The 25,125-nt window shown below is 66.3% G+C and carries 21 protein-coding genes and 1 pseudogene; 10 read left to right on the top strand and 12 right to left on the bottom strand.

The features are described 5' to 3' along the window. The first annotated feature begins 42 nt into the window (after positions 1 to 42). The 4 genes from purT to MHEC_RS21760 all read left to right on the top strand — a co-directional run bounded on the left by purT (position 43) and on the right by MHEC_RS21760 (position 4,298). Positions 43 to 1,350, top strand: a complete 1,308-nt coding sequence (gene purT / locus MHEC_RS21775; RefSeq protein ID WP_048889455.1) for a formate-dependent phosphoribosylglycinamide formyltransferase — start codon at positions 43 to 45, stop codon at positions 1,348 to 1,350. A gap of 19 nt (positions 1,351 to 1,369) precedes the next feature. After that, on the top strand, positions 1,370 to 1,783 hold the full coding sequence (locus tag MHEC_RS21770; protein WP_048889456.1) for a rhodanese-like domain-containing protein: 414 nt from the start codon (positions 1,370 to 1,372) through the stop codon (positions 1,781 to 1,783). Further along, positions 1,780 to 3,000 carry an O-succinylhomoserine sulfhydrylase gene (locus MHEC_RS21765; RefSeq protein WP_048889457.1) on the top strand — a complete coding sequence of 407 codons (1,221 nt, stop codon included), beginning with the start codon at positions 1,780 to 1,782 and terminating at the stop codon, positions 2,998 to 3,000. The genes MHEC_RS21770 and MHEC_RS21765 overlap by 4 nt, the downstream gene beginning before the upstream one ends. A gap of 143 nt (positions 3,001 to 3,143) precedes the next feature. Further along, positions 3,144 to 4,298, top strand: a complete 1,155-nt coding sequence (locus MHEC_RS21760; RefSeq protein WP_048889458.1) for a glycoside hydrolase 5 family protein — start codon at positions 3,144 to 3,146, stop codon at positions 4,296 to 4,298. Positions 4,299 to 4,313: 15 nt separating this feature from the next. On the opposite strand, the gene MHEC_RS21755 is transcribed toward MHEC_RS21760, so the two are convergent. From MHEC_RS21755 to MHEC_RS21740, 4 genes are all read right to left on the bottom strand, one after another. After that, positions 4,314 to 5,696, bottom strand: a complete 1,383-nt coding sequence (locus MHEC_RS21755; protein ID WP_048889459.1) for an NAD(P)/FAD-dependent oxidoreductase — start codon at positions 5,694 to 5,696, stop codon at positions 4,314 to 4,316. Next, entirely contained in the window at positions 5,693 to 8,593 is a 2,901-nt protein-coding gene (locus tag MHEC_RS21750) for an aminotransferase class I/II-fold pyridoxal phosphate-dependent enzyme (RefSeq protein ID WP_048889460.1), read from the bottom strand. Before MHEC_RS21750 ends, MHEC_RS21755 begins: the two co-directional genes overlap by 4 nt. Positions 8,594 to 8,684: 91 nt before the next feature. Continuing rightward, positions 8,685 to 9,542: an SDR family oxidoreductase gene (locus MHEC_RS21745; protein ID WP_048889461.1), complete on the bottom strand. Its 858-nt coding sequence runs from the start codon at positions 9,540 to 9,542 to the stop codon at positions 8,685 to 8,687. Between the two features lie 42 nt (positions 9,543 to 9,584). Beyond that, on the bottom strand, positions 9,585 to 10,583 hold the full coding sequence (locus MHEC_RS21740) for a YihY/virulence factor BrkB family protein (RefSeq protein WP_048889462.1): 999 nt from the start codon (positions 10,581 to 10,583) through the stop codon (positions 9,585 to 9,587). Between the two features lie 113 nt (positions 10,584 to 10,696). On the opposite strand from MHEC_RS21740, the gene cysD reads away from it, so the two are divergent. Together cysD and cysC are read left to right on the top strand one after the other, a co-directional pair. Beyond that, a complete protein-coding gene (cysD, locus tag MHEC_RS21735) occupies positions 10,697 to 11,641 on the top strand; it encodes a sulfate adenylyltransferase subunit CysD (protein WP_235434705.1) in 945 nt (314 codons plus the stop codon). Continuing rightward, the gene (gene cysC, locus MHEC_RS21730) at positions 11,641 to 13,548 is read left to right on the top strand and encodes an adenylyl-sulfate kinase (protein WP_048889464.1); all 1,908 of its coding nucleotides are present in this window, start codon (positions 11,641 to 11,643) and stop codon (positions 13,546 to 13,548) included. The genes cysD and cysC overlap by 1 nt, the downstream gene beginning before the upstream one ends. A 23-nt stretch (positions 13,549 to 13,571) precedes the next feature. On the opposite strand, the gene MHEC_RS21725 is transcribed toward cysC, so the two are convergent. The 3 genes from MHEC_RS21725 to MHEC_RS21715 form a co-directional block, all read right to left on the bottom strand. Then, positions 13,572 to 13,910 carry a P-II family nitrogen regulator gene (locus tag MHEC_RS21725; protein WP_048889465.1) on the bottom strand — a complete coding sequence of 113 codons (339 nt, stop codon included), beginning with the start codon at positions 13,908 to 13,910 and terminating at the stop codon, positions 13,572 to 13,574. A gap of 7 nt (positions 13,911 to 13,917) precedes the next feature. Then, positions 13,918 to 15,369 (bottom strand): ammonium transporter, encoded by a 1,452-nt coding sequence (locus MHEC_RS21720; protein WP_048889466.1) that lies wholly within the window; start codon positions 15,367 to 15,369, stop codon positions 13,918 to 13,920. 573 nt (positions 15,370 to 15,942) lie between these two features. Next, positions 15,943 to 16,575 carry a TetR/AcrR family transcriptional regulator gene (locus MHEC_RS21715; protein ID WP_048889468.1) on the bottom strand — a complete coding sequence of 211 codons (633 nt, stop codon included), beginning with the start codon at positions 16,573 to 16,575 and terminating at the stop codon, positions 15,943 to 15,945. A gap of 240 nt (positions 16,576 to 16,815) precedes the next feature. Between MHEC_RS21715 and MHEC_RS21710 the strand changes: the two genes are divergently transcribed. Next, complete coding sequence (locus tag MHEC_RS21710; RefSeq protein WP_235434706.1) at positions 16,816 to 17,289, top strand: LGFP repeat-containing protein; 474 nt, start codon at positions 16,816 to 16,818, stop codon at positions 17,287 to 17,289. A gap of 569 nt (positions 17,290 to 17,858) precedes the next feature. On the opposite strand, the gene MHEC_RS21705 is transcribed toward MHEC_RS21710, so the two are convergent. Genes MHEC_RS21705 through MHEC_RS21690 form a run of 4 tightly spaced genes read right to left on the bottom strand, consistent with a single transcriptional unit; the run spans position 17,859 to position 21,548 of the window. Then, positions 17,859 to 18,506, bottom strand: a complete 648-nt coding sequence (locus MHEC_RS21705; protein WP_048889469.1) for a TetR/AcrR family transcriptional regulator — start codon at positions 18,504 to 18,506, stop codon at positions 17,859 to 17,861. Then, entirely contained in the window at positions 18,506 to 19,651 is a 1,146-nt protein-coding gene (locus MHEC_RS21700) for an acyl-CoA dehydrogenase family protein (protein ID WP_048889470.1), read from the bottom strand. Before MHEC_RS21700 ends, MHEC_RS21705 begins: the two co-directional genes overlap by 1 nt. After that, on the bottom strand, positions 19,648 to 20,817 hold the full coding sequence (locus tag MHEC_RS21695) for an acyl-CoA dehydrogenase (protein ID WP_048889471.1): 1,170 nt from the start codon (positions 20,815 to 20,817) through the stop codon (positions 19,648 to 19,650). The genes MHEC_RS21700 and MHEC_RS21695 overlap by 4 nt, the downstream gene beginning before the upstream one ends. Then, positions 20,814 to 21,548 carry an SDR family NAD(P)-dependent oxidoreductase gene (locus MHEC_RS21690; RefSeq protein WP_048889472.1) on the bottom strand — a complete coding sequence of 245 codons (735 nt, stop codon included), beginning with the start codon at positions 21,546 to 21,548 and terminating at the stop codon, positions 20,814 to 20,816. The genes MHEC_RS21695 and MHEC_RS21690 overlap by 4 nt, the downstream gene beginning before the upstream one ends. A gap of 206 nt (positions 21,549 to 21,754) precedes the next feature. Here MHEC_RS21690 and MHEC_RS21685 point away from each other — a divergent pair. Continuing rightward, positions 21,755 to 22,683: pseudogene (locus MHEC_RS21685) on the top strand (SAM-dependent methyltransferase). Between the two features lie 18 nt (positions 22,684 to 22,701). Continuing rightward, entirely contained in the window at positions 22,702 to 23,196 is a 495-nt protein-coding gene (locus MHEC_RS21680; protein WP_082169458.1) for a GNAT family N-acetyltransferase, read from the top strand. 111 nt (positions 23,197 to 23,307) lie between these two features. Here the strand turns inward: MHEC_RS21680 and MHEC_RS21675 are convergent, their stop codons facing one another. Beyond that, positions 23,308 to 24,051, bottom strand: a complete 744-nt coding sequence (locus tag MHEC_RS21675; RefSeq protein ID WP_048889475.1) for an MBL fold metallo-hydrolase — start codon at positions 24,049 to 24,051, stop codon at positions 23,308 to 23,310. 62 nt (positions 24,052 to 24,113) lie between these two features. Between MHEC_RS21675 and fgd the strand changes: the two genes are divergently transcribed. Further along, on the top strand, positions 24,114 to 25,124 hold the full coding sequence (gene fgd, locus MHEC_RS21670) for a glucose-6-phosphate dehydrogenase (coenzyme-F420) (RefSeq protein WP_048889476.1): 1,011 nt from the start codon (positions 24,114 to 24,116) through the stop codon (positions 25,122 to 25,124). Position 25,125: the final 1 nt, after the last annotated feature.

Below are 25,125 nucleotides of genomic sequence, written 5' to 3'. Positions count from 1 at the left end.
CGGCCCTATCCTGAGCAGGATGTTGCAGCAAGGGGCGAGTTCGTGGCCGAGGATCTGACCGGCGAACCTCACCAGGCGCACGACGCTCATGGACAACATGAGCGGGAGGCCAATCGCGGAAACGAAACCGACGCGTCCCACGCCGACAGCCCGCGCCGCAAGGTGATGCTATTGGGGGCCGGTGAGCTCAGCCGGGAACTGGCCATCGCCGTCCAGCGTCTCGGTGCCGACGTCATCGCCGTCGAGCGATATGCGGACACGCCGGCACACCGGATAGCCGACCAGTCGCTGGTGGTCGACATGACCGACGCCGAGGAGTTGACGGGAGCGATCGGGCGGCTCCGGCCGAATCTCGTGGTGACCCTCACCGACGCGGTGGCCGCCGATGCGCTGGCCGCGGCGGGCGAGACCGGTGTGACCGAAGTGCTCCCCAGCGCCCGCGGCGTGCGGTTGTCCACCGATGGCGAGGGACTGCGGCGACTGGCAGCCGACGAACTGGGACTGCCCACCGCGCCATTCTGGTTCGCCGGCTCGCTCGACGAACTCAAGGCCGTGGCCGCACATGCCGGCTATCCGCTGCTGGTCAAGCCGGTCAGTGTGGTCGGCCGTCAGGCCAGCTCGGTGGTGTCCGGGCCCGACGACGTCGAACCGGCCTGGCGGCGTGCAGCGGCAACCGGCGGGCGCGTGAGCCACCCCCGGGTGCTGGCCGAGACGCTGGTCGAGGTGGACTACCACGTCACCCTGCTCACGGTGTGCACCGACGGTCCGAACGGGCCGGTGTTGGAGTTCTGCGCGCCGATCGGTCACGGCGAAGTCGCCGGCGAGGTATTGGAATCCTGGCAGCCGCAACAGATGAGCGACGCCGCGCTGGATGCCGGCAAGTCAATCGCCGCACGGATTGTCAAGGCGCTCGGCGGGCGCGGAGTCTTCGGCGTGGAACTGATGGCCCGCGGCGACGAGGTCTACTTCTGCGACGTCACTGCGCGGCCCCGCGAGAGCGCTCTGGTGACGCTGCGCACCCAACGGCTTTCCGCATTCGAACTGCAGGCCCGCGCGATCCTCGGTCTGGCGATCGACACGATCATGATCTCGCCGGGTGCGGCGGCGGTGCTGTATGCCGGTGCCGGGGCGCACCAGGCCAGGCCCGATCCCGGCGTCCTGGCCGACGCGCTGCGGGTGCCCGAAAGCGACGTCCGGGTTTTCGCTCACCACGAGCCGCAAACGCCGCGCAGGCTCGGTGTGGCACTGGCCACCGCGGCTGACGTGTCGGTCGCGCGTGACCGTGCCCGGCAGGTGTCGGCGGCGCTGCGCCGGCTGTGGCCGCCGGCGAATTCGCCGGGGTCAGGCTGAATATGCGAGACTCACGCAAGTGAGCTACGCAGGAGATATCACGTGCCAGCAGGCCTGGAAGCTGCTCAGTGATCATCCCGAGGCGGTGCTGGTCGATGTGCGCACCGACGCCGAATGGCGGTTTGTCGGGGTGCCCGACCTGTCCAGCCTCGGCCGCGAGGTTGTCTACCTCGAGTGGAATCGTGTCGACGGGACGCGCAACGAGAACTTCGTCGCCGAACTGCTGGAGCGGGTCCCGCCCCGGCAGGACCGGCCGGTGATCTTCCTGTGCCGCTCGGGCAACCGTTCGATTGGTGCGGCCGAGGCCGCGACCGCGGCGGGCATCACACCGGCATACAACGTGCTCGACGGGTTTGAGGGTCATCTCGACGCCGCGGGTCATCGCGGCGGCTCGGGCTGGCGGGCGATCGGTTTGCCCTGGAAGCAGTCATGACCGACCAGCGCTCGATCCGCACACCAGCGCCGCTGCCCGAGGGTGTCGGGCCGGCCACCCTCGGGGTGCGCGGCGGGATCATGCGGTCGCGGTTCGACGAGACCGCCGAGGCCATGTATTTGACCTCGGGCTATGTCTATGAGTCTGCGGCCGCCGCGGAGCAGGCGTTTGCCGGCAGGATCGACCGCTACGTGTATTCGCGCTACGGCAACCCCACGATCAGCATGCTCGAGGAGCGGTTGCGCCTGATCGAGGGAGCGCCGGCGGCGTTCGCCACCGCCAGTGGCATGGCCGCGGTGTTCGTGTCGCTGGGCGCGCTGCTGGGCGCCGGTGACCGGCTGGTGGCCGCGCGCAGCCTGTTCGGCTCGTGTTTTGTGGTGTGCGACGAGATCCTGCCCCGGTGGGGAATCCGGACCGTCTTCGTCGACGGCGACGACCTATCCCAGTGGGAGCGGGCGCTGTCCGAGCCCACGCAAGCAGTGTTCTTCGAGACACCGTCCAACCCGATGCAGTCGCTGGTAGATATCGCCGCGGTCACCGAATTAGCGCATGCTGCTGGCGCGAAAGTGGTCCTGGACAACGTTTTTGCCACTCCACTGCTGCAGCAGGGCTTTCCTCTCGGTGTCGATGTGGTGGTCTACTCGGGTACCAAGCACCTCGACGGACAGGGCCGGGTGCTGGGCGGGGCCATCCTCGGCGACAAGGAGTACATCGACGGCCCGGTGCAGAAGCTGATGCGGCACACCGGCCCGGCTATCAGCGCCTTCAATGCCTGGATTTTGCTCAAAGGCCTTGAGACACTTGCTATTCGGGTCGAGCATGCCAATGCCTCAGCGCAGCGGGTGGCCGAATTCCTCGAAAGCCATCCTGCGGTTAGCTGGGTGCGTTATCCCTACCTGGCGTCGCATCCGCAGCACGACCTGGCTAAGCGGCAGATGTCGGGCGGCGGCACCGTCGTCACCTTCGCGCTCGACGCGCCGGAGCCGGCGGCCAAGCGGCGGGCTTTCGAGGTACTCGACAAGCTGCGGCTGATCGACATCTCCAACAACCTCGGCGACGCGAAATCGCTTATCACCCACCCGGCGACGACCACTCACCGCGCGATGGGCCCCGAGGGCCGGGCCGCTATCGGGCTGGGCGACAACGTGGTGCGCATCTCCGTCGGGCTGGAAGACACCGACGACCTGATCGCCGACCTGGACCAAGCCCTGCGCTGAAATACCGGGTTCGCCGCGACCGGCGCCGGGTGACCCGAACTGCCCTTCGCCCAACGACGCCAATGAGATAACGATTCTGTACGCGGATCGGACTCGCCCGGTAAATACCGGGGATCGCGCCGTGGGCAAATTATGGTCTTTTCGTGTACCGTCGAACGGTCCTGAAGCTCCCACTGCTATTGGCAGGAGGCGCTGCACTGGCTCGAGCACCTCGCGCTACTGCGGAACCGCCCCGCGCGTCTGGTGAGTCACTGCGGTGGTCGGCGGACCGCGCCCACCGGTGGTATCAAGCTCAAGGCTGGCTTGTCGGTGCGAACTACATCACCTCCAATGCGATTAACCAGCTGGAGATGTTCCAGCCCGGCACCTACGACCCCCGGCGCATCGACACCGAATTGTCCTGGGCGCGGTTTCACGGGCTCAATACGGTGCGGGTGTTCTTGCACGATCTGCTGTGGGCCCAGGATCACCGGGGCTTCCAAGTCCGTCTCGCGCAGTTTGTCGCAATTGCGGCACGCCACCACATCAAACCGCTGTTCGTGCTGTTCGATTCCTGTTGGGACCCGTTGCCGAAGCTGGGCCGGCAGCGTGCACCGCGACCGGGGGTGCACAACTCCGGCTGGGTGCAAAGCCCGGGCGCGGAACGCCTCGACGACCGCCGCTACATCCGCACGCTGTACGACTATGTCACCGGCGTGGTGAGCCAATTCCGCAACGACGACCGGGTTTTGGGTTGGGATTTGTGGAATGAGCCAGACAATCCCGCGCGGGTCTACAGCTCGGTCGAAAGGAAAGACAAGCAGCAGCTTGTCGCCGACTTGCTTCCCCAGGTGTTCCAGTGGGCACGTTCGGTCAACCCTAGCCAACCGCTCACCAGCGGCGTTTGGGACGGCGAGTGGGCAGATCCCGCACGCCGCAGCACAATTGCCGCAATCCAACTTGATAACGCCGACGTGATCACATTCCACTGTTATGGCGAGCCGGGAAATTTCGAAAGCCGCATCAACGAGCTAACCCCACTGGGCAGGCCCATCCTGTGCACCGAATACATGGCACGCTCGCTCGGCAGCACCATTCAGGGCGTGCTGCCAATTGCGAAGCGCTACAACGTCGGTGCACTCAATTGGGGCTTGGTTGCCGGCAAGACCCAGACTTATTTGCCCTGGGACTCCTGGGATCACCCGTATTCAACGATTCCCAACCCGTGGTTTCATGACCTGCTGCGTCCCGACGGACGGCCATTCCAGGACAACGAGATTCAAACGATTCGGGCGCTGAGCGTCGGTGCGCCGTCGTGACCGCACCAGGCAGGGCTAGCCGGCTGCCTCTTTCTCGGCTTGCTCGGCGGCCGCCAACGCGCCCTGCTCTTGCTCGCCGAGCCTGCTCATCGCCAGCCTGGCATAGATCATCTGGCTGGTGATGGCCATTTGACTGCGGCCGCGGCCCAGGAACGTGACCGCCCAGTGGATCAAAGTGGTAAAGCGGTTCTTGAACCCGACCAGATAGACCAGGTGCAGCACCAGCCAGGCCAGCCAGGCGATGAAGCCGCCGAATTCCAGCTTGCCGACCCGTGCGACCGCGCTGAACCTGGAGACCGTGGCCATGCTGCCCTTGTCAAAGTAGGTGAACGGCGCGCGATGTGCGGGATCGTCACGGTCCTTCAGCGCGCGCTTGATGCACTTCGCCGCATACTTTGCCCCTTGGATCGCGCCTTGCGCCATCCCGGGCACACCGGGTACGGCCATCAGGTCACCGACGACGAAGACATTCGGGTGTCCCTCGACGGTGAGATCGGGTTGTACGAGAACTCGTCCGGCGCGGTCGATTTCGGTTCCGTCGGATTGCTCGGCCAGGATCTTGCCCAGTGGGCTGGCCTGGACGCCGGCCGCCCACACCTTGCACGCGCACTGGATGCGCCGCTGACTGCCGTCCTTGTCTTGGACGGTGATGCCGTAATAGTCGACGGCGGTCACCATCGCATTCAGCTGGATTTCGACGTCCATCTTCTCCAGCCGGCGTTGGGCCTTCAGCCCCAGCTTCTCGCCCATCGCGGGCAACACCGCCGGTGCCGCGTCCAGCAAGACGACCCGGCAATCACTCGGCTTGATGGAACGAAACGCCCCCGCCAGCGTGCGCTCGGCCAGCTCGACAATCTGCCCGGCGACCTCAACACCGGTCGGTCCCGCGCCAACCACCACGAAGGTCAACCGGCGCTGCCGTTCGACGGGGTCGGTGCTGACCTCGGCGGCCTCGAACGCACCCAGGATCCGGCCGCGCAGCTCCAAGGCGTCGTCGATGGTTTTCATGCCGGGTGCGTAAGTGGCGAAATGGTCGTTGCCGAAGTAGGACTGCTGGGCGCCGGCGGCGACGATGAGGCTGTCGAACCGCGTCACGGTGCGCATGGTCATCAGGCGCGACGTCACCGTCTGCGCGGTGAGGTCGATGGCTTCCACCTCGCCCAGCAGCACCCGGACGTTTTTCTGTTTGCGCAGGATCAGCCGTGTGGTCGGGGCGATTTCGCCCTCGGACAAAATCCCGGTAGCCACCTGATAGAGCAGCGGCTGAAACAGGTGGCTGGTGGTCTTCGAGACCACGACGACGTCGACGTCGGCCCGCTTCAGCGCCTTGGCCGCGGTGAGCCCACCGAACCCGGAGCCGATGATGACCACACGGTGCCGGCCGGCGGGCCCACTCACAGCTCTGCCTTCCGCGGCTCCGGCGGACCGGCGGGCTCAGCTGCCGTCGGACCCGTCGACGATGGCTGCGGTTTGTGTTGAGCCGCAGGGCTTTCCACGTCCAGACGCATTCCCGATCCGCTGGGCACCTGGCGCCCGTCACTGACCCGGCTCCACGGGCGCAGGCTGGCCTCGGCCATCTCCAGGGCCTTGTCGGTGAACACCCGATACCCCAGATGTGGCTTATAGCCGTGGATTTCGGCGATATCGAGGCTGCGCATGAACGATAGGATCTGTCGACTGAAGACCTGCCCGGGAACCAGGACCGGGAATCCCGGCGGATAGGGGGTGACGAAGGTGGCCGAGACCACCGGCCGGTCAGCCTCCATCTTTTCCTCGACTTCGTCGGCGCTGAGGTACTCGCACAAGCTGTCGTCGTAGCCGAGGTAGAACGCCCGGCGCAGGTCACCATCCGGTGTGGACCCAGTGTCCTCGCCGTTCTTTTCCAGGAAGCATGCGTGGAACCCGCTGAAATCGGGTAGCGGCGCCGACGGAGTCGTCAACCGCAGGACCGCGCGCTCGTGGTGCGCGCGATCGGTCAAGCTCATGTCGGCGATCCGATCGTCGAGTTCCTGCGCGATCTTGACCAAAATCTCCACCAGGTAGGCGACCGAGCTGCGGGTGGTGCCGATGTTGGTCATGAACAGCACGGTGTTGCGGGAGGTTTTGTTGATCTGCACCCCGTAACGATCCATCAGCTCGGTGCGTTTGAAGGTATCCCCGTCGATGCCGGTGGGCCCGATATACAAGGTGATGCGGCTCGGGTCCAGGACGAATTCGTCCTGCTCCCAAGCGGTGGCCATGTTGCGCAGCCCGGTGCGCAACGGTTGGTCCAGGCCTGACGGACGAAACTGGTCGGGAATCATTTCCGCCGTCGACAGGCAATGCATGTAGCGGCTCAGCAGCGGGTGCTTGTCGATCGCGTCGCGCAGCTGCATCGCGTTCTCGACCTGCTTTTGCACCAGCTCCATGCCTTCCAGGTCGGCTTGTCGGCGGCCGATGTCCAGCGAAGCCAGGACTTGGTAGTTCGGTGAAGTGGAGGTGTGCGCCATGTACGCCTCGTGGAAGGTCTCCTGCACCTTCTGGTCGAAGTCCTGGTCGAACACGTGGATCATCGAGCCTTGCCGCAGCGACGTCAGCGTCTTGTGGGTGGACTGGGTGGCATAGACCCGGACCCGGGCGCGGGCCGGATCGGGCATCAGGCGGGTATTCAGCAGCGTTTCGTCGTCGGCACCGGCGATCTGCTCGGCGAAGTCGCGGTAAGTCTGCCGATACTGCGGCGAGCGCAGCCGCTCGCGGATCACCCGTGCTGCGTGCATCGCCGTGCGCCTGCGATAAACGTGGTGGAACCTGGCGAAGGCGAACCATGCTTCGTCCCAAAGGAATACCAGATCCGGCTTGATTGCCAGACATTCCTCCATCACCCGCTCGACGTCGTAGACGATTCCGTCGAAGGTGCAGTTGGTCAGGCACAACAGCTTGACCCGTTCCAGCTTGCCGGTCGCGCGCAGCGCCAGCAGCCGAGACTTGATCTCGCGCAGCGGCACCCCGCCGTACATCGAATACTGGTTCAGCGGATAGGCATCCAGGTAGGTGACTTGAGCGCCGGCCATCATCAGCCCGTAGTGATGGGACTGGTGGCAGTTACGGTCGATCAGCACGATGTCGCCGGGCGCGACCAGCGCCTGCTCGACGACCTTGTTGGCCGTCGAGGTGCCGTTGGTGACGAAGTAGGTCTGCCGTGCACCAAATGTCTTGGCCGCCAGCTGTTGTGCGTCTCGCAGCGGTCCGGTCGGCTCCAGCAACGAGTCCAAGCCGCCGCAGGTTGCCGAGGTCTCCGCCAAGAACAAATCCAGCCCGTAGAACTGCACCATGTCGGCGATCCAGTGCGAGTTGACGATCGACTTGCCCTGCGAGATCGGCAGCGCGTGAAACACCCCGGTCGGCCGGTGGCTGTATTCGCGCAAGGCGCTGAAGAATGGTGTGCGGTACCGGGCCGCGACCCCCTCCAGCAGCGACAGGTGCCGGTCCAGTGTGCCTTCCCCGGCGTGGAATACCCGCCGGAAATGGTGGCCGAGCCGGGCGGCGACGTCCTCCACCTCGAGTTCGGTGATCAGATACAGGTCGATTTCCGGTCGGGTTTCGCGCAGCACTTTGGCCAAGATCTCGGCTCGTTCTTCCGGCGAGTGATCGGCGAGGTCCTCGGCGACGTGGGCGTCGCAGAAGTGCTCCAAGGCCGACAGGTCCCGTCGCGAGCGATGCGAGAATCGCCGGGTGATCGCGCACGCCTGCACGTTGGAGTTGAGCCGGGCCGCGATCACCGCTTCGTCACCGCTGCCGACCACCACGATCTCGTAGATGAACGCGTCGTCGGGTCGGCGCCAGCTGCGAATCTCGTTGGCAAGTGCGTGTTCTTGGGCCTCGTTCATCGTCGCTACGACCAGCAGCTCGAAATACGGCCGGGTTGGCCGGTGGTGGCCCAGCACTTCGGCAATCACCGGGGCCGCAGTCAGCGCCTCGTTTTCGCCCTCCAGCGGTGATCCCAGCGTTCCGGTGCGGTAGGACTCGGTGACCAATGCGCGGTTGATTTTGGCGACCGTTCTGCCGAACTTGTCGAAAGCACCGGTGGCAAAGAGACGGTGCGTCTGGTTGAACACATGAATGCCCGGGAACGCCCAGTAGCGTTCGAACGGCCGTAGCTGCGCGAGTAGCCGCTCCACCAGCTGCATGCACGGCGCGGGATCGCGTCCGCGGGCCGCGGCGGTCGACAGCCGTTCGCTGGCTTCCTCGAGCCGGCACCAGGCGTCTGCGCGGAACTGCCACGCGGTGTTGTAGGCATGCGGGTTCACGTCTGTCATGTCAAGCCTCCACCCCGCTTCGTCGTTATGCCCCGAGGCTATGCCGTCGCCGCATGTCAGGGAGGCTTTTCGGCGAGCGTTAACCGACCGGTCAGTCCGTGTGGTCGCGGATGCCCATCGCCGACTGTGCGCGCTGCTCGTAGGCCTGCCGGGCCTGCGGGTCGAAGTCGAGGAAGATGCGGTCGATTCCCGTGCGCTTGCTCAGCCAACGACGAGCACGCGGACCCAGCATGGAGGTCGACGCGGCGATGAATCGTGCCGAACCAGGCACGGACACATGGGTTTTGGGCTTATCGAGGACCTTGACGATCGCCGCGGCGATTTTCTCGGGCTGCACCGGTTTGCTCGCCCCGGAGGTTTTGGTGCCGGAGATCAACTCGGTGTTGGTAAACGGTGGCATCACCACCGTCACATCGACGCCATGCGGGGCGACCTCGTCGGCCAGCGCGGTGGACAGCCCGACCACGGCGAACTTGGTGCCCGCGTAGACCACCTGGCCCGGCACGGCGACCATGCCGGCCATCGACGCGATGTTGACGATGTGTCCCCTGCGGCGTTTGACCATCTCCGGCAGCACCAGCTGGCAGCCGGTGAGCACGCCGTAGAAGTTGACCTCGACGGCGGAGCGAATCGCCTGCTGCGACTGCTGCATGAACGGGCCGACCGGCATCACTCCGGCATTGTTGATCAGCACGTCGATCCGCCCCCCACCGTCGGCGCGGGCCTTGTCGAGAAACGCCGCGAACGATTCGCGGTCGGTGACGTCGAGCGGGTGACCCGACACCGACCCCGGTCCGCTCAGGTCGGTGACCGCCTGGTTGAGGACATCGACGTCGCGGTCGCCGATCACCACCCGAGCACCGCGTGCCAGCAGCGCCTTGGCGGTGGCGTAGCCGATGCCGCGGGCCGCGCCGGTGATGACGACGGTGTTGGCCCTGATGTTGTCCATGACGACGGACTTTACAGCCGTCAAATTCGGGGCCGTCGACCCTTACCCGGTGGGTGAGTCCTCGTCCTGCTCGGCGGCGTCGTAGGCGATGTCGAGCCGCTGTTCGGGCCGGCGTGTTTCGGTGCGCAGCGCTTGGCTGTAGTAGGCCTTGTCGGCCTCGATCAGCGGCGGCTGCACGATGCTGCGGGGCCACAAGCGGTTGGTGCGCACGACGTCGAATTCGATCGCGTAGACCAGCACCGTCGCCTGCAGCGCCAGCCACGCCAGCAGCCCGAGCACCGCACCGAAGAATCCGGCCACCGCCTGGGCGTGGCGCAGCTGGTGGGTGACGATGTCGCCGGCCGCGGTGAGCAGCAGCTGCCAGCCCACGGCGCTGATCAGCGCGCCGGGAATCATGGCGCGGGTGTCCACCTGTTTGGCCGCCGCGACCCGGAACAGCGCCAGGAAAAACCCTGTTCCCAATGCGCTGCCCACCACGAAGCTGACCGTCCGCGCGGGCCAGCCGCCGAAGCCCCAGGACGCCGCTTTGATGGCCGCCGCGCTTGAGGCGCCGGTGACCACGACGATCAACCCCAGCATCAACAGCGTCGCGACCGTGCGCAGGTATCGGTGCGGAAAGCCGGGCCAGTCGACCTTGGGGACCGCCCACAGTGTGTTGAGGGTGTTCTGCAGGGAGTAGGCAAAACCGCGCGCACCGTACAGGGAGCCCAGTATCCCGATGGTCAGCGTGAGGGTATTCCCGAAGTGGGTGACGCCCAGCTGCTGGTGAATCTGCCCGCCGACGATCGGAAACTCGGCGAATGCCGAATTCACCAGGTGCTCTTGCAGTTTCGGGTGTGACCGCAATACCACACCGACGATCGCGGTCAGCGCCAGCAGCAGTGGAAACGCCGCCACGAAGCCGTAGTAGGCCAACAGCGAAACGTGGTAGCCGGCCTGGTCGTCGCTGAATTTCTTGACCACGGCGATCGGAAACCCGGCCACCGGATGCCGCTGCTGCCAGCCATCGAAGGCACGAGCGGCACGCTCTATGGGGTTCATCGTGTACCAGCCACCTTCTGCTACCGTCGCGGACCAGACACAGCCCAGAGTTTTGCTCACTGTGAACGTAATCCATCCCGGCGGTCGGATTTGCGTCCGGTTAGTCTTTGTTGGTGCCCAATAGCCTGCACGTGACGCCGCAATGCGCGCCGACCGACGCGCGCCGCGTCGACGAACTGCGGCTGCTGGAAGCCGAGGCGGTGCACATCATCCGCGAGGTGGTCGCCGAACTGGAGCGCCCAGTGCTGCTGTTTTCCGCCGGCAAAGACTCGATTGTGTTACTTCGGTTGGCGGAAAAAGCTTTTCGTCCGCTGCCGCTGCCCTTTCCGGTGATGCACGTCGACACCGGTCACAACTTTCCCGAGGTGATCGAGTTCCGCGACCGGCGGGTCAGCGGCCACGGGCACAAGCTGATCGTCGCCTCGGTGCAGGAATCCATTGACAGCGGGCGCGTGCCCGACCCCGGGCCCGGAGCCTCGCGCAACCGGGCGCAGACCCGCACACTGCTCGATGCGCTGGACGCCGGCGGTTTCGACGCGGCGTTCGGCGGCGCCCGCCGCGACGAGGAACGTGCCCGCGCCAAGGAACGGATTTTGAGCTTCCGCGACGAGTTCGGTCAGTGGGATCCCCGTGCACAACGCCCGGAGCCGTGGTCGCTGTACAACGGCCGAATCAAAAAGGGCGAGCAGGTGCGGGTGTTCCCGCTCAGCAACTGGACCGAATTGGACGTGTGGCGCTACATCCAGCTGGAAAACCTTGAGCTGCCGTCGATCTACTTCGCACACCAACGCGAGGTCTTCGAACGCGACGGCATTCTGCTGGCGGTCTCGGACTATGCCAGACCCGCTGACGGCGAGCGTGCCTCGGTGGAGTGGGTGCGCTACCGCACCGTGGGGGATCTGACCATCACCGGGGCGGTACGCTCGCACGCCACCGACATCGCGGGCGTCATCGCCGAGATCTCCGCGGCGACGGTATCCGAGCGCGGCGAAACCCGCGCCGACGATCGCACGTCTGCCGCTGCGATGGAGGACCGCAAGCGGGAGGGCTATTTCTGATGGTCAGCGCGGAAAAAACGTTGCTGCCCAAAGGCATCACGCGCCAATTGCTGCGCATTGCCACCGCGGGTTCGGTGGACGACGGCAAGAGCACGTTGATCGGCCGGCTGCTGCACGACACCGACAGCCTGCCACTGGACCACCTGGCGGCGGTCACCGGCGAAGACGGCATCGCTGATCTGGCGGCTCTCTCCGACGGGTTGCGCGCCGAACGCGAGCAGGGCATCACGATCGACGTCGCCTACCGATTCTTTTCCACCCAATCCCGCAGCTACATCCTGGCCGACACGCCCGGCCATGAGCGCTACACCCGCAACATGTTCACCGGCGCATCCAACGCACATGTGGCGATCCTGCTGGTCGACGCGCGCGCCGGAGTGCTGCGCCAGACCCGCCGACATGCCTGGATCGCAAAGCTGTTGGGTATCAAGCATCTCGTCGCGACAGTGAACAAGATCGACCTCATCGAGTTCGACCGGGTCCGATTCGAAGCGGTGGAGGACCAGCTGCGGCAGATGGCGGCGCGTCTTGGCGGCGTGCAGATCACGGTGATCCCGATCGCAGCCAAACATGGCGACAACGTGGTGCATCGCTCCGAGCGCACGCCGTGGTACTCCGGGCCGACCCTGTTGGAATACCTGGAAGGCGTCGAGTTGGCGGCGCCGCAAGCCGAGGCGTCGCGGTTGCGGCTGCCGGTGCAATGGGTATCACGGCCCACCGCCGAGATCCGCCGCCGCTACACCGGGCGGCTCGCAGCGGGTACGCTCAGCGTCGGCGACCCGGTGGTGTCACTGCCCGCGGGCACCGGTTCGACGGTGACGGTATTGGACGTCCTCGATGATGACCGCACGACAGCCGTTGCGCCGCTGTCGGTCTCGGTCGAGCTGGCCGACGACATCGATGTGGGCCGCGGCGACATGCTCGTCAGCGGGGCCGACGACGCGGTTAGGCCGGTGCTGGCCCGCGAGCTCGACGCGACGGTGTGCTGGTTCGTCGACACTCCGCTGCGGGCAGGCGATCGGCTAGCCCTTAAACAGACCACCAAGACCGTGCGGGCAACCGTTCAGGAGCTGCATTCGCGGGTAGATCCTGAAACGCTCGACGAGCTGGACAACCCGGTTGAGTTGGCGCTCAACGACATCGGCACCGTGACCTTGCGGACCAGCTCGGTCGTCGTCGCCGATGCCTACGCCGACAACCGCGATACCGGCGCGTTCATCTTGATCGACGAGTCCACCAACGACACCGTCGGTGCCGGCACCATCCTCGAGGCGCGGGAGGTTAAGCCGGGCGCGCATCCACGCACCGATATCCGCTGGCATCCCTCATCGCTGGACCGCGGCTACCGGTGGCAGGCCACCGGGCAGCCAGGTGCGACGATCTGGTTCACCGGCCTGCCGGCCTCCGGCAAGTCGACGATCGCGGTGGCGGTGGAGCGCGCGCTCGTCGAATCTGGGCGGGTGGCCTATCTGCTCGACGGCGACAACCTGCGCCACGGCTTGTCCGACGACTTGGGTTTCTCGCCCGGCGACCGCGCTGAAAATATCAGGCGGGTAGGGCATCTGACCCGTCTTCTCGCTGATGCGGGCGTGGTGGCGCTGGCGTCGCTGGTGTCGCCCCTGAAGTCGGACCGCGAGATCGCCCGCGCGCTCAACGACGCTGCGAAACTGCCCTTCATCGAGGTCTACGTCGCCACGCCGCTGGCCGAATGCGAAAAGCGTGACCCCAAAGGCCTGTACGCGCGCGCTCGCAGCGGCCAGCTTGCCGGTCTGACCGGTGTGGACGCGCCCTACGAGCCACCCGATCGTCCGGATCTGGTGCTCGACACCACCGACGCCGACATCGAGCAACTGGCCGCGCAGGTCATCGATCTGCTCAACGAGCGAAGCCCGCGCTTGCCTCGCTGATCTGGGGTGCGCCGAGGTGATGGTCAGATGGCTTCTGCGCCGCGCTCACCAGTTCGCACCCGCACCACCGTGTCGACGGCGGTCACCCAGATCTTCCCGTCACCGATCTTGCCGGTGTGGGCCGCTTTGATGATCCCGTCGACCACACGGTCCACCGATTCCTCATGTACCAACACGTCGACCTTCATCCTGGGAATGAAGTCGACATGATATTCGGCACCCCGGTAGATCTCGGTGTGACCTTTTTGCCGACCGTAGCCGCGCACCTCGGTGACGGTCAGGCCAAGCACACCCGCGCGTTCAACGGCGGCTTTGATGTCGTCGATCGTAAAGGGCTTGACGATCGCGGTGACCAGCTTCATCGCGGCGTCAGCTCTCCGCTGGTTCGGCATGTTTCGCCGCGCCGTGCCTTGTTGGCGTTCCGGCGATAACAGTCTCGTCGAGACGGCCGGTAACGATGGTTTCGTCGGGGTAGGCCTCTTCTTGATGCACGCCAATGTCGCCGAGCTCCAAGGTCTCGTCGTCTGCGCGCAGCTTCATGAACAAGCCGAGGATGCGCAGGATCGCGAAGGTGATGAAGGCGTCCCACGCGATGATGGTGAGCGCGGCGCCAAGCTGAATCAGGATTTGTTGGGGGTGGTGGCCCCACAGCCAGCCCGCTGCGGTGACGTCGGCGACATCTTTGCCGTTACCGAGATAAAAAACGATGTGGGGGTCGGCCAGCACGCCGACCAGCAATCCACCGGTCAGGCCGGCCACGCCGTGGGTGTGCACGACACCGAGCGTGTCGTCGACCTTCTTGAAGGGCCGGGTGCGGCCCAGCCAGTTCCAGGACATCCACACCACCGAGGACGCCACCACGCCGATGACCATGGCGCCGAAGCTGGTGACGAAGCCGGCGGCGGGGGTGATCGCCACCAACCCGGCGATCATTCCGTTGATCGCGCCCAGGAACGTGGGTTTGCGGTCGCGGCTGGCAAAGATGTCCCAGATCACCCACGTCAGCAGGGCCACCGCAGTGGTCAGGTTGGTGTTGAGCACGGCCAGCGAGGCATTGGTTCCGGCGAAGTACGGGTCGCCGCCGTTGAACCCGTTCCAGCCCAGCCAGAGGATGCCGGCCCCCACCGCGGCCATCGGCAGGTTGTTGGGCACTGCGCGTTGGCGGTCGCGGGCCAGCCGGGGCCCGATCACCGCGGCGGCGACAAAGCCGCTGGTGCCGGCGGCCAGGTGGATCACGTAGCCGCCCGAAAAGTCCAGCGCCCCAGTGGTCCACGCTTTGACTGCCCCGGCATGTGGCTGCGCCCAAAAGCCGCCGCCCCACATCAGGAAGGCATTGACCGAATAGGCACACGTCGACCACAGCGGAACGAATATCAGCCACACCTTAAAGTTCATCCGGCCGACCACACTGCCCAGGAACAGCAGCGGGGTGATGGCAGCGAACACGAACTGGAAGTAGGCCAGGGTGGTCTCGGAGAACCGGAACTTCGGCATCCCGCTGTCGAGCAGTGGGATGGATGCCTGATGCTGATTGTCGGCACCCAGGATGGACCGCGGCTTGCCCACCGCGGACTGCAAGATTCCCGGGCCGAGCTTGAGGGGCTGGCCGAAGCCCATTTTGAATCCCCACAGCACCCACACCACCAACACGAGCGAAAATCCGGTGAACGCCATCAGCATTGTGTTGACCGCCCACTTCTTTTGGACGAGAGCCCCGTACAGCACCGCAATGCCGGGGATACTCATCAACCCGACCAGGGTCGCGGCCACCAACTGCCAAGCGTTATCGCCCGAGTTGATCCAATCTGGATAAGGGTTCATCGGCCGTACCCTCCCGGTCAGCTGCCGTACGGGCTCCAGCGAACGGTCAAACTATCGCACCGGGGGGTTTCTGCCGGATAACGGATTATTAAATCTGAATTTCCGCCGCGCCTGCTGGTGCGTCAGCGCGGAAATGCAACTGCGGCCCGGTCACTTGGCCGTCGACGCGGTGCGTGACGGGCCTACGGCCGAATGCCCGCGACCCGGCACTGCGCCTGAACTGCCAGCGCGTGCGCGTCTTGCCGGGCGCCGGCAGTGCGGCACCAGTCGTGCGCGGCCGCACCGCATTGATGCTCGATCCCCCCACCCATCGAGCTTGGAAATGCGACTGTCACGCAGCCATCGCCGGAGCCGTCAAATCCCGGTGAGCGACCACCGAGGGCCCACCAGAGCGCAACCGCTGCAACGGCACTCGCGATGACACCGAGCACTATCGACGCGGCGCGGCGTTCGCCGGACGTAAGCGGGTCACTCGGTGGCGTCTTGCCGGTGTTGGCCGTCGAAGGCTCCTTTTCGGCGAGCTCGATGCGTCCACAATAACCGCTAGAAGCAACGCCGAAGCTGCCGCGCTCATCACTTGTTCTGCGCAAGCGACGCCATCAACGTCGCGGCAAAGGTCTCCAGACGTTTCCTCGGATAGGCCTCAGGATGGCGAAGGGCAAGGCGTCCCAGCATCTCGGCGAACGACAGCAGGGTGTGGGCGAGCAGGTGCGGATCGACGCCGGCCAGTTGCGGCATGAGCGTGGTCCCGGTGCGCGCCAGGTCTTCGGCTTGGGCCAGGATCGCCGAACGGGTGCGACGCAGCGAGTCGCGGTAGGCGCGAGGGGCGCTGTCGGGCGCGGTCAGGATCAGCCGCCAGCGCGTCGGGTTGGCCAGCACGGCTTGCAGAAACGCCGTGATGGACGCGGCGTAGGCGCCGGCCGGTCCCGGTGTTGTCAGGTCGGTGGGCATGGCCGCGGCAACCTGGGCAATTCCGCGCTGGTGCTCGCGGGCCAGGAGCTCTGCCACCAGCTCCGCTTTCGTCCGGAAAACGGTGTACACCACGGGCTTCGCGATGCCAGCCGCGGCGGCGACGGTTTCCATGGCGAGCTCGTGCAGTTCGCAGCCGGCCAGCACGTCCAGCGCCGCGTCCAATAGCTGAGCCCGGCGTGCCTCGCGTGATAGCCGCGGTGCGTATTTGCGGCGCGGTCGCTCGTGCGTCGCCACGGCTGCAATTTTACGGCCCCGTTGTATTGGGGGTCCCGGTAATGCTACGGTCGCGTTCTATTGCACCGAAGGGGATACCGCGATGGTCCAGGGATCCACGCAGCGTGCGCTGACCGACCCGCGGTCGGTGGGTGCCCCCACGGCGCGGCTGATCCACCGTGTCAGCCGGGCCGACTCGGCCGAAAGAGCCGCTGAAATCCGTTCTGTCGCGACGAATTTAACGCTTAGGGAGAGGCCAACATGACCGTCAGCCGGCTGGCCCTGGCGATGGCGGTCGCGGGACTCGTCGCGACCGGCTGCTCGAGTACCGCAAGCTCGAGCAGTCCGGCCAGCGCGGCCGGCATCACCACCCAATGGTTTGCGGCCACCGCGGGCAAATTCCTGGTGCAAGGCGCGATCCTGCAGAAATACAACGAGGTCGGGGCGTCGAACAGCCCGCTAGGGTCGCCGATCAGCAATGAGCAAGCGGGCCCCGGCGGGGGCCGTTACACCAAATTCGAAGGCGGCGGAATCTACTGGACGCCGCAAACCGGCGCACACATCGTGATGGGCGCCATCCGCGACACCTGGAAACACGACTACGGCGGCCCAGGGGGGCCGCTGGGCTACCCGACCCGCGACCAGCAGGACATCCCCGGTGGCTGGCGGCAGACTTTCCAGCACGGCACCATCACCTACACCAACGGCAAAACGCACGTCCAACCGCAGCCCTAGTTGCCGGCCGCGCGTTATCCAAAGGGCGCAGGGCCGTTCATGTGATCGCCGAGTAGGCCAGCCTGGATGGCGGGGCACCAACTCCGGGTACGACGATCGGCGCCGCCGGCCTCATCCCACCCGAGCCGGTGGCTGAGTTGGCCCGCACGGCCAAGCTGCACCCGCTGATTCATCCGGGCGACGTCACGCCCACGCCCTCACGCGGGTTGGCCCATTTCGTGCGTTGCGGGGACATGACGTGTCGCTTCCCCGGTTTGTGATCGCCCCGCGCTGCGCGGTGATATCGACCATACGATCACCTACACCGAGGTGGACCCACACCTGCATCGAAGCTGAAATGCCTTTGCCGCCTTAACCGTTTGCTCAAAACGTCTGGGGCTGGCACGACAAACAGCTACCCGACGGCACGGTGATCTGGACGGCTCCAGCACCGATCGTTGCCGTGATCGCGGCGTGACGATGCCTAAAGCGGCGACGCACCCGCGCCCAAAACCGCGCCAACGCCGCGAAACAGCCCGGTCGGGTCCGCCCCACCGGGCGACGACGAACCGCCACCGTTCCGACACGGATCAGCCTCTCGGGTCAACCCCCAGCGCGTTGAGCACATGGCGCGTTTGTAGGCGGATGTACTCGTCGAGGCTGTAGATCGGCCCGAAATGCCAATGCTTCAACGCCCATCCGTGGGCGAGCAACATGATGTCGAACACCACCAGGTCGACGTCGGCGTCGCGGAATACGCCTTCGGCGATTCCGGCCTCGATCGCAGAGCGCAGCGGCGCGGCGGTGGCGATTTCGAACTCCTTGATCCGGGCGCGCCCGGCCGCGTCGAGGGTGCGGCTCTCGCGGTAGGTCAGCACCACCGCATCCAGGTTCTCGTCGACGATCTCGATGTAGCGCCGGATGCCGGCCGCCAACTGCTCGACGGGGTTCTCGCCGGCGGCTTGCATGGCCGGGGCGAGCTGGTCGCGGAATGCCTCCTGGATGCGCACAATCGTCGCCAGCAGCAGATCCTCCTTGCCGCCGAAATACTTGTAGATCAAGCCGACGCTGACGTTGGCTTCGCTGGCCAGATCCTGCATGGACATCTGGTGAAACCCGGTCTTGCTCATGACCTTGACCGCGGCGTCGAGCACCTGTCGGCGCCGCGAGTTCGTCCGGGCCGCGCGCACGGCCTCCTCGACTGGAAGGTCCGCGTAATCGCCGAAATGAACTGTCATCACAGACCGAGGTCTTTGGCGATGATGGTCTTCATGATTTCGGTGGTCCCACCGTAGATGGTTTGAATGCGGGCGTCGACGAAGGCCCGTGACACCGGGTATTCGCGCATGTAGCCGTAGCCACCGTGCAGTTGCAGGCAACGGTCAGCGGTGCGCACCTGCAGCTCGGTCGTCCACCATTTCAGCCGGGCTGCCCGAGCGGCGGTGAGCCCACCGTGCAGATGCTCTGCGATGCAGTCGTCGAGATACGTTCGCGCAATGTCGATTTCGGTGGACAACTCGGCGAGTACGAACTGGGTGCTCTGCAAACTTGCGATCGGGGCGCCGAACGCCTGCCGTTGGCGGACATAGTCCAGGGTTTCGGCCAGTACACCTTCCGCAGCGCCGACCGCACCCACCGCCAGCGAGAGTCGTTCCTGCGGGAGGTTGTTCATCAACTGATAAAAGCCCATGCCCTCTTCTTCGAGAAGGTTGTCGACGGGTACCCGCATGTCGGTGAAGGTCAGCTCGCTGGTGTCCTGGGCGTGCAGGCCGATCTTCTCCAGATTGCGGCCGCGGTCAAACCCCGGTGTTTCGGCGTCGACCACCAGCAGCGACAGCCCCTTGTGCCGGTCCGGCCCGGTGCGCACGGCGACGACGAACAGGTCACCGGTTTGCCCGTTGGAGATAAAGGTTTTCGCGCCATTGACGACATAGTGGTCGCCGTCGCGCACCGCCGTGGTGCGAATCCCGGCCAGATCGCTGCCGGCGCCGGGCTCGGTCATCGCGATGCCGAGCACCGTCTCGCCGGTCACCACACCGGGCAGCCAGCGGCGCTTCTGTGCCTCGGTCGTCAAATCGACGAGGTAGGGCAGCACAATATCGTTTTGCAGCGAGAACGCGACCGCCTCAGCCGCCGCACCGGCCCGTTGGAGCTCCTCGATCAGGATCGCGTGGTAGCGAAAGTCGTCGACTCCTGGTCCGCCGAACTCCTCAGGCACCGGGAAGCCCAACAGCCCCAGTTTCCCGGCCTCGGTGAACAGCGATCGGTCCCAGCATCCGGCGCGTTCCCAGTCCTCGTGTGCCGGTAGGACGGTCTGCCGCACGAAATCGCGGACCAGTTCCCGGAACTGCTGGTGCTCGGACGTGTAGGTCAGCGCGCTCATCGGAAGGCATCCAGACCGGTGAGCGCCTGGCCCAGCACCAGCTGGTGCATCTCGGCTGTGCCCTCATAGGTCAGCACCGATTCCAGGTTGACCATGTGCCGGATCACTGGGTATTCCAGTGATATCCCATTGCCGCCCAGAATAGTTCGAGCGGTGCGGCAGATCTCGATAGCCTCCCGGGTGTTGTTGAGTTTGCCGAAACTGACCTGTTCGGGCCGCAGCCCGACACTGTCTTTGAGCCGACCCAGATGCAGCGCCAGCAGCTGACCCTTGTGCAGTTCGACCGCCATGTCGACGAGTTTGGCCTGTGTCAGCTGGAATCCGGCGATCGGACGGCCGAACTGGGTGCGCTGGATGGCGTAGTCCAGTGCGGCCTGCCACGCCGACCGCGCCGCGCCCATCGCTCCCCAGATGATTCCATAGCGTGCCTCCGACAGGCAGGCCAGCGGTCCACGCAGGCCGATCGCCTTGGGCAGCAAGGCATCCTGAGGTACCCGCACGTCGTCGAGCACCAATTCGCTGGTGATCGACGCCCGCAGCGAGAGCTTGTGGTGGATCGTGTTGGCGGTAAAGCCCGGCGCATCGGTGGGAACGATGAAGCCGCGGATGCCGTCGTCGGTGATCGCCCACACGATCGCAACGTCGGCGACTGAGCCGTTGGTGATCCACGTCTTGCGGCCGTTGAGCACCCAGTCCGAACCATTCCGTCGCGCACGGGTTTTCATCGCCGCCGGGTCCGACCCTACGTCGGGTTCGGTCAACCCAAAACAGCCGAGCAGTTCGCCGGCCGCCATGCCGGGCAGCCATTGCTGCTTCTGCTCCTCGGAGCCGTAGTTCCAGATCGCGAACATCGCCAGCGAGCCCTGCACCGACACCAGCGACCGGATTCCCGAGTCGGCGGCCTCGAGCTCCAGGCAGGCCAATCCGTAGTGCACCGCTGACGCCCCGCCGCAGCCGTAGCCCTTCAAATGCATGCCGAGTAAACCCAGCTCGCCGAAGCCTTTGGCGAGTGCGCGCACCGGCAGGTCACCGATCTCGAACCACTCGGCGACGTTGGGAGCGACATGCTCGGCGCAGAATTCGCGCACCGTGTCGCGCACTGCGAGCTCGTCGCTGGACAGCGACGCATCCAGGTTGAGCGGATCGGCCGGGTTGAAGCTGGTCATCCGGCCATGGTAAGGCCGCCGCTGACGCTGATCACCTGGCCGGTGATGAACGACGCGCAATCCGAAGCGAAGAACAGCACCGGCGCCGCGACCTCCTCGGGTCGTGCCAACCGCCGGAACGGAATCGCCTTGATCAGAGCGGCTCTCAGCTTCTCGGGCATTGCCGCGAACAGCGGGGTGTCGGTCGGGCCGGGGCACACGCAGTTGACCGTGATCCGGTGGCGGGCCATCTCCCTCGCAAGCGACTTGGTGAACGCGATGACACCGCCCTTGGCGCCGGCATAGATGGTTTCGCCGGCGCTGCCAACCCGGCCGGCGTCGCTGGCCAGGTTGATCACCCGCCCGCCGCCGCCCGCCTCGATCATGCCGGGCAGGAACGCGCTGCAGACGTGCACCGGTCCGAGGTAGTTGATCGCCACCACCCTTTCGGTGAATTCTGTTGTGGCATCGAGAAACTCGTGACTGCGATCCCAGCCCGCGGCGTTGACGACGACGTTGGGCACCCCAACCTCGGCGTGGGCCCGATCCCGCAATGTGTCCACTTGCGCTCGGTCGGCCACGTCGACCGGCAGCGCGGTGATCAACCCGGGCTGCTCTTTGGCGGTGGCCTGCGCGGCCGCCTCGTCGATGTCGGCGGCAACGACCCGGTGGCCTTGAGAAGCGAAACCCAGCGCGATCGCCTTGCCGATCCCGGAACCGGCGCCGGTCACCAGCGCGAGCTTGTCCGTCATACGTACCCGGGTGAATCGGTATTCATTGCCGACGAACTTACATTCATCGTGCGGCTGCGATCAAGGTGGCAGGTACTGTCACGGCATGGTGCGTGCCGGCTGGCAGGGTGTCGACGTGGTGTGTGTGTCGGTGTTCTGCGCGCCCGGACGCCGGCGCGCGGCGGTCGCGGCGACGTGGCGCCGCTGTGACGCGTCGAGGGAGCGAGATGGTGCGAACTGACAACGACAGCTGGGACCCGGCCACCAGCGTCGGCGCCACCGCAACGATGGTGGCGACTGCCCGGGCGGTGGCCACCAAGCGCGGCCTGATCAGTGATCCGTTCGCCGAACCGTTGGTGCGGGCCGTCGGCGTCGACTTTTTTTATCCGGCTGGCCGCCGGCGAGCTTGACATGGTCGACCTCGGCGACGATTTCGTGTTCGGGACGATGACCGATCTGTTCGCGGTGCGCACCCGGTTCTTCGACGGCTTCTGCGCCGACGCCGCAATCGCGGGCATCCGCCAACTGGTGATCCTGGCGTCGGGCCTCGATGCCCGCCCGTACCGGCTGTGGTGGCCGCCCGGCACCACGGTCTACGAACTCGATCAGCCCGACGTGATCGAGTTCAAGACCCGGGACCCTGCGCTCTCTTGGCGCCGCCCCGACGGCGAAACGCCGCGCGGTCGGCGTCGATCTGCGGCGGGGCTGGCCCGCGGCGCTGCGCCGGGTCGGCTTCGACGCCAACCAACCCAGCGCCTGGATCGCCGAAGGCCTGCTCATCGGATTCTTGCCGCCGGACGCGCAGAATCGGTTGCTGGACAACGTCACCGCGCTCAGCGCGGCCGGTAGCCGGTTCGCCGCCGATCACGGCCCGAGCCACCTGCAGGCCCGCCACGAGCCCGCCCTGGCCGCGCGGTGGCGAGAACACGGCCTGGACATCGACATGAGTGAGCTGACCTTCCCCGGCGAGCACGACCACGTCGCCGCATACCTGGCGGCGCACGGCTGGGAGACGGTCGACACCCCGCTGGCGGATGTATGCGTCGCCACCGGCCTGCCCGGGCTTCGGCGCGGCGCGCGGGCCGACGCGCCGGTGTCAAGCCTTTACGTCACCGCAGTGTTCGGCGGGCAAGCCCGGAATGCGGTCGGCCGATAGGCGTTAAACGGTTCAATGATGTCTGCACCGCGCGCGACCAGCCAGTTGCGTTTCGTCTCGGCCGACCAGGACGACCCGCTGGCCCAACCGCTCTTGACCGAGTTGGCCGCCGAATACGCGCAACGGTACGGCGGCACGCCGCAGACCCATCTGAGCTGGCTGCGGGTGCCGGCTGCCGAGCTGGCACCGCCCGACGGCGGGCTGGTAATCGGTGTGCTCGACGGGGCCCCGGTCACCGGTGGGGCATTTCGGCGCTACGACGCCCACACCGCGGAATTCAAGCGGATCTGGACCGACCGAGCGCACCGCCGCCGTGGTTACGCCGCGGCGCTGCTGGCCGAATTGGAGGCGCAGACCGCGGCGCGCGGATATCGGCGGGTGTACCTGATCACCGGCAACCGCCAGCCTGAGGCCGAGGCGCTCTACCGCGCCGCCGGCTATACCCGCCTCGACGAGCCGCTACCGTCCTGGGGGCCGTTTCATCCGATCGCGTTCGAGAAGTGGCTGCGCTGAGCGACCGGCTACCCCGGGGCGTCGCGCTCGACGGCTAGGGCCGGCATCCGCAAGCACGGGCGGGCGGCGCCGGCCGCCAACGGCTGCCGGGAAGTAGGCGTGACCGGATTGTCACCCGCGGGCCAGTGCGGCGGCCTGCTCGGTGGCTTCCCGGATCGGGCCGCGCCACAGCTCACCGTGCCCCGGTGCCAGGAGCTCGGTCTCCAGCAGCGCCAGTGCGGCCAGGCTGCGGACGCAGTCGGCTGGGTTGTGGCTGAACACCGCCGGCAGCATTTGCGGACCGCTGCGGCGGCACAGCGGGTGCCCGGTGACCAGGGCGTCGCCGCTGGCCAGCACCCCGTCGACCACGTACGAGCAGTGCCCGCTGGTGTGCCCCGGGGTGGGGATGGCCATCGGGTGGCCGGGCAGCTGGGCGGCGATGTCGGTGGTCAACGGTTGCACGGTCGGGATACCGTCGCGGATCAGGCCGCCGTTGCGCACCACGTGCGCGGCCCACATCGCCCAGCGGGGCCGCCACACCCGCAAGGCGACATCGACCGGCGAGGCTTGTTGCAGGTACTCGCGTTTGGCGTGTCCCACTTCATCAGCGTGGCAATACACCGGGGTGCCATGCTGTTTGGCGAACCAGATTGCCGTGCCCAGGTGGTCGACGTGGGCGTGCGTCAGCAAGATCGCCCGCACGTCGCGCGGCTCGTGGCCGAGTTGGCGCAGCGAGGCCAGCACGTCGCCGCGGTCGCCGGGATAGCCCGAGTCGATCAGCATGACGCCGGTGTCGTCGCGGACGACCAGCCAGTTGACCGCTTCCCCCTGCACAAGGTGCACCGCCTCGGTGACGGCGTGGAGCACCGGTGCCATGTCCGCGAGCTTAGCCAGCAGGCGCAGCGGCTGACCCGAAGGCAGGGGAGTAGAAAAGACGGGTGGCTGAACTCAAACTCGGTTACAAGGCGTCAGCGGAACAATTCGGGCCGCGAGAGCTCGTTGAGCTCGGGGTCGCCGCCGAAGCGCACGGTATGGACAGCGCCACGGTCAGCGACCACTTCCAGCCATGGCGGCACAAGGGCGGGCACGCCCCGTTCTCGCTGTCGTGGATGACCGCGGTCGGCGAGCGCACCGAGCGCATCCAGCTGGGCACCTCGGTGCTCACCCCGACATTCCGGTACAATCCCGCCGTCGTCGCCCAGGCGTTCGCCACCATGGCCTGCCTGTATCCGGGCCGGGTTTTCCTCGGGGTGGGTACCGGGGAGGCGCTGAACGAGATCGCCACCGGCTACGAGGGCGCCTGGCCGCAGTTCAAGGAGCGGTTCGCCCGGCTGCGCGAAGCGGTGCGGCTGATGCGCGAGCTGTGGCGCGGTGACCGGGTCGACTTCGACGGCGACTACTACCACCTCAAGGGCGCGTCGATCTACGACGTTCCCGAGGGCGGGGTGCCGATCTACATCGCCGCGGGTGGCCCGGCGGTGGCCAAATACGCCGGCCGCGCCGGCGACGGATTCATCTGCACCTCCGGCAAAGGCGAGGAGTTGTACCGGGACAAGTTGATCCCGGCCGTGCGGGAGGGCGCCGGGGCGGCCGATCGTAACCTCGACGACATCGACAAGATGATCGAGATCAAGATCTCCTACGATCCCGATCCCGAGCTGGCGCTGGAGAACACCCGGTTCTGGGCGCCGCTGTCGCTGACCGCCGAGCAAAAACACAGCATCGACGACCCGATCGAGATGGAGAAGGCGGCCGACGCGTTGCCGATCGACCAGGTCGCCAAGCGCTGGATCGTCGCTTCGGATCCTGACGAAGCGGTTGAAAAGGTCCGGGCCTACCTCGACTACGGCCTCAACCACCTGGTGTTCCATGCGCCGGGTCACGATCAGCGGCGTTTCCTGCGGCTGTTCGAAAAAGATCTCGCGCCGAGGCTGCGGCGGCTGGCCTGAG

Source organism: Mycobacterium heckeshornense (assembly GCF_016592155.1).
GTDB lineage: Bacteria > Actinomycetota > Actinomycetes > Mycobacteriales > Mycobacteriaceae > Mycobacterium > Mycobacterium heckeshornense.
This window is presented reverse-complemented; position numbering and strand designations above follow the sequence as displayed.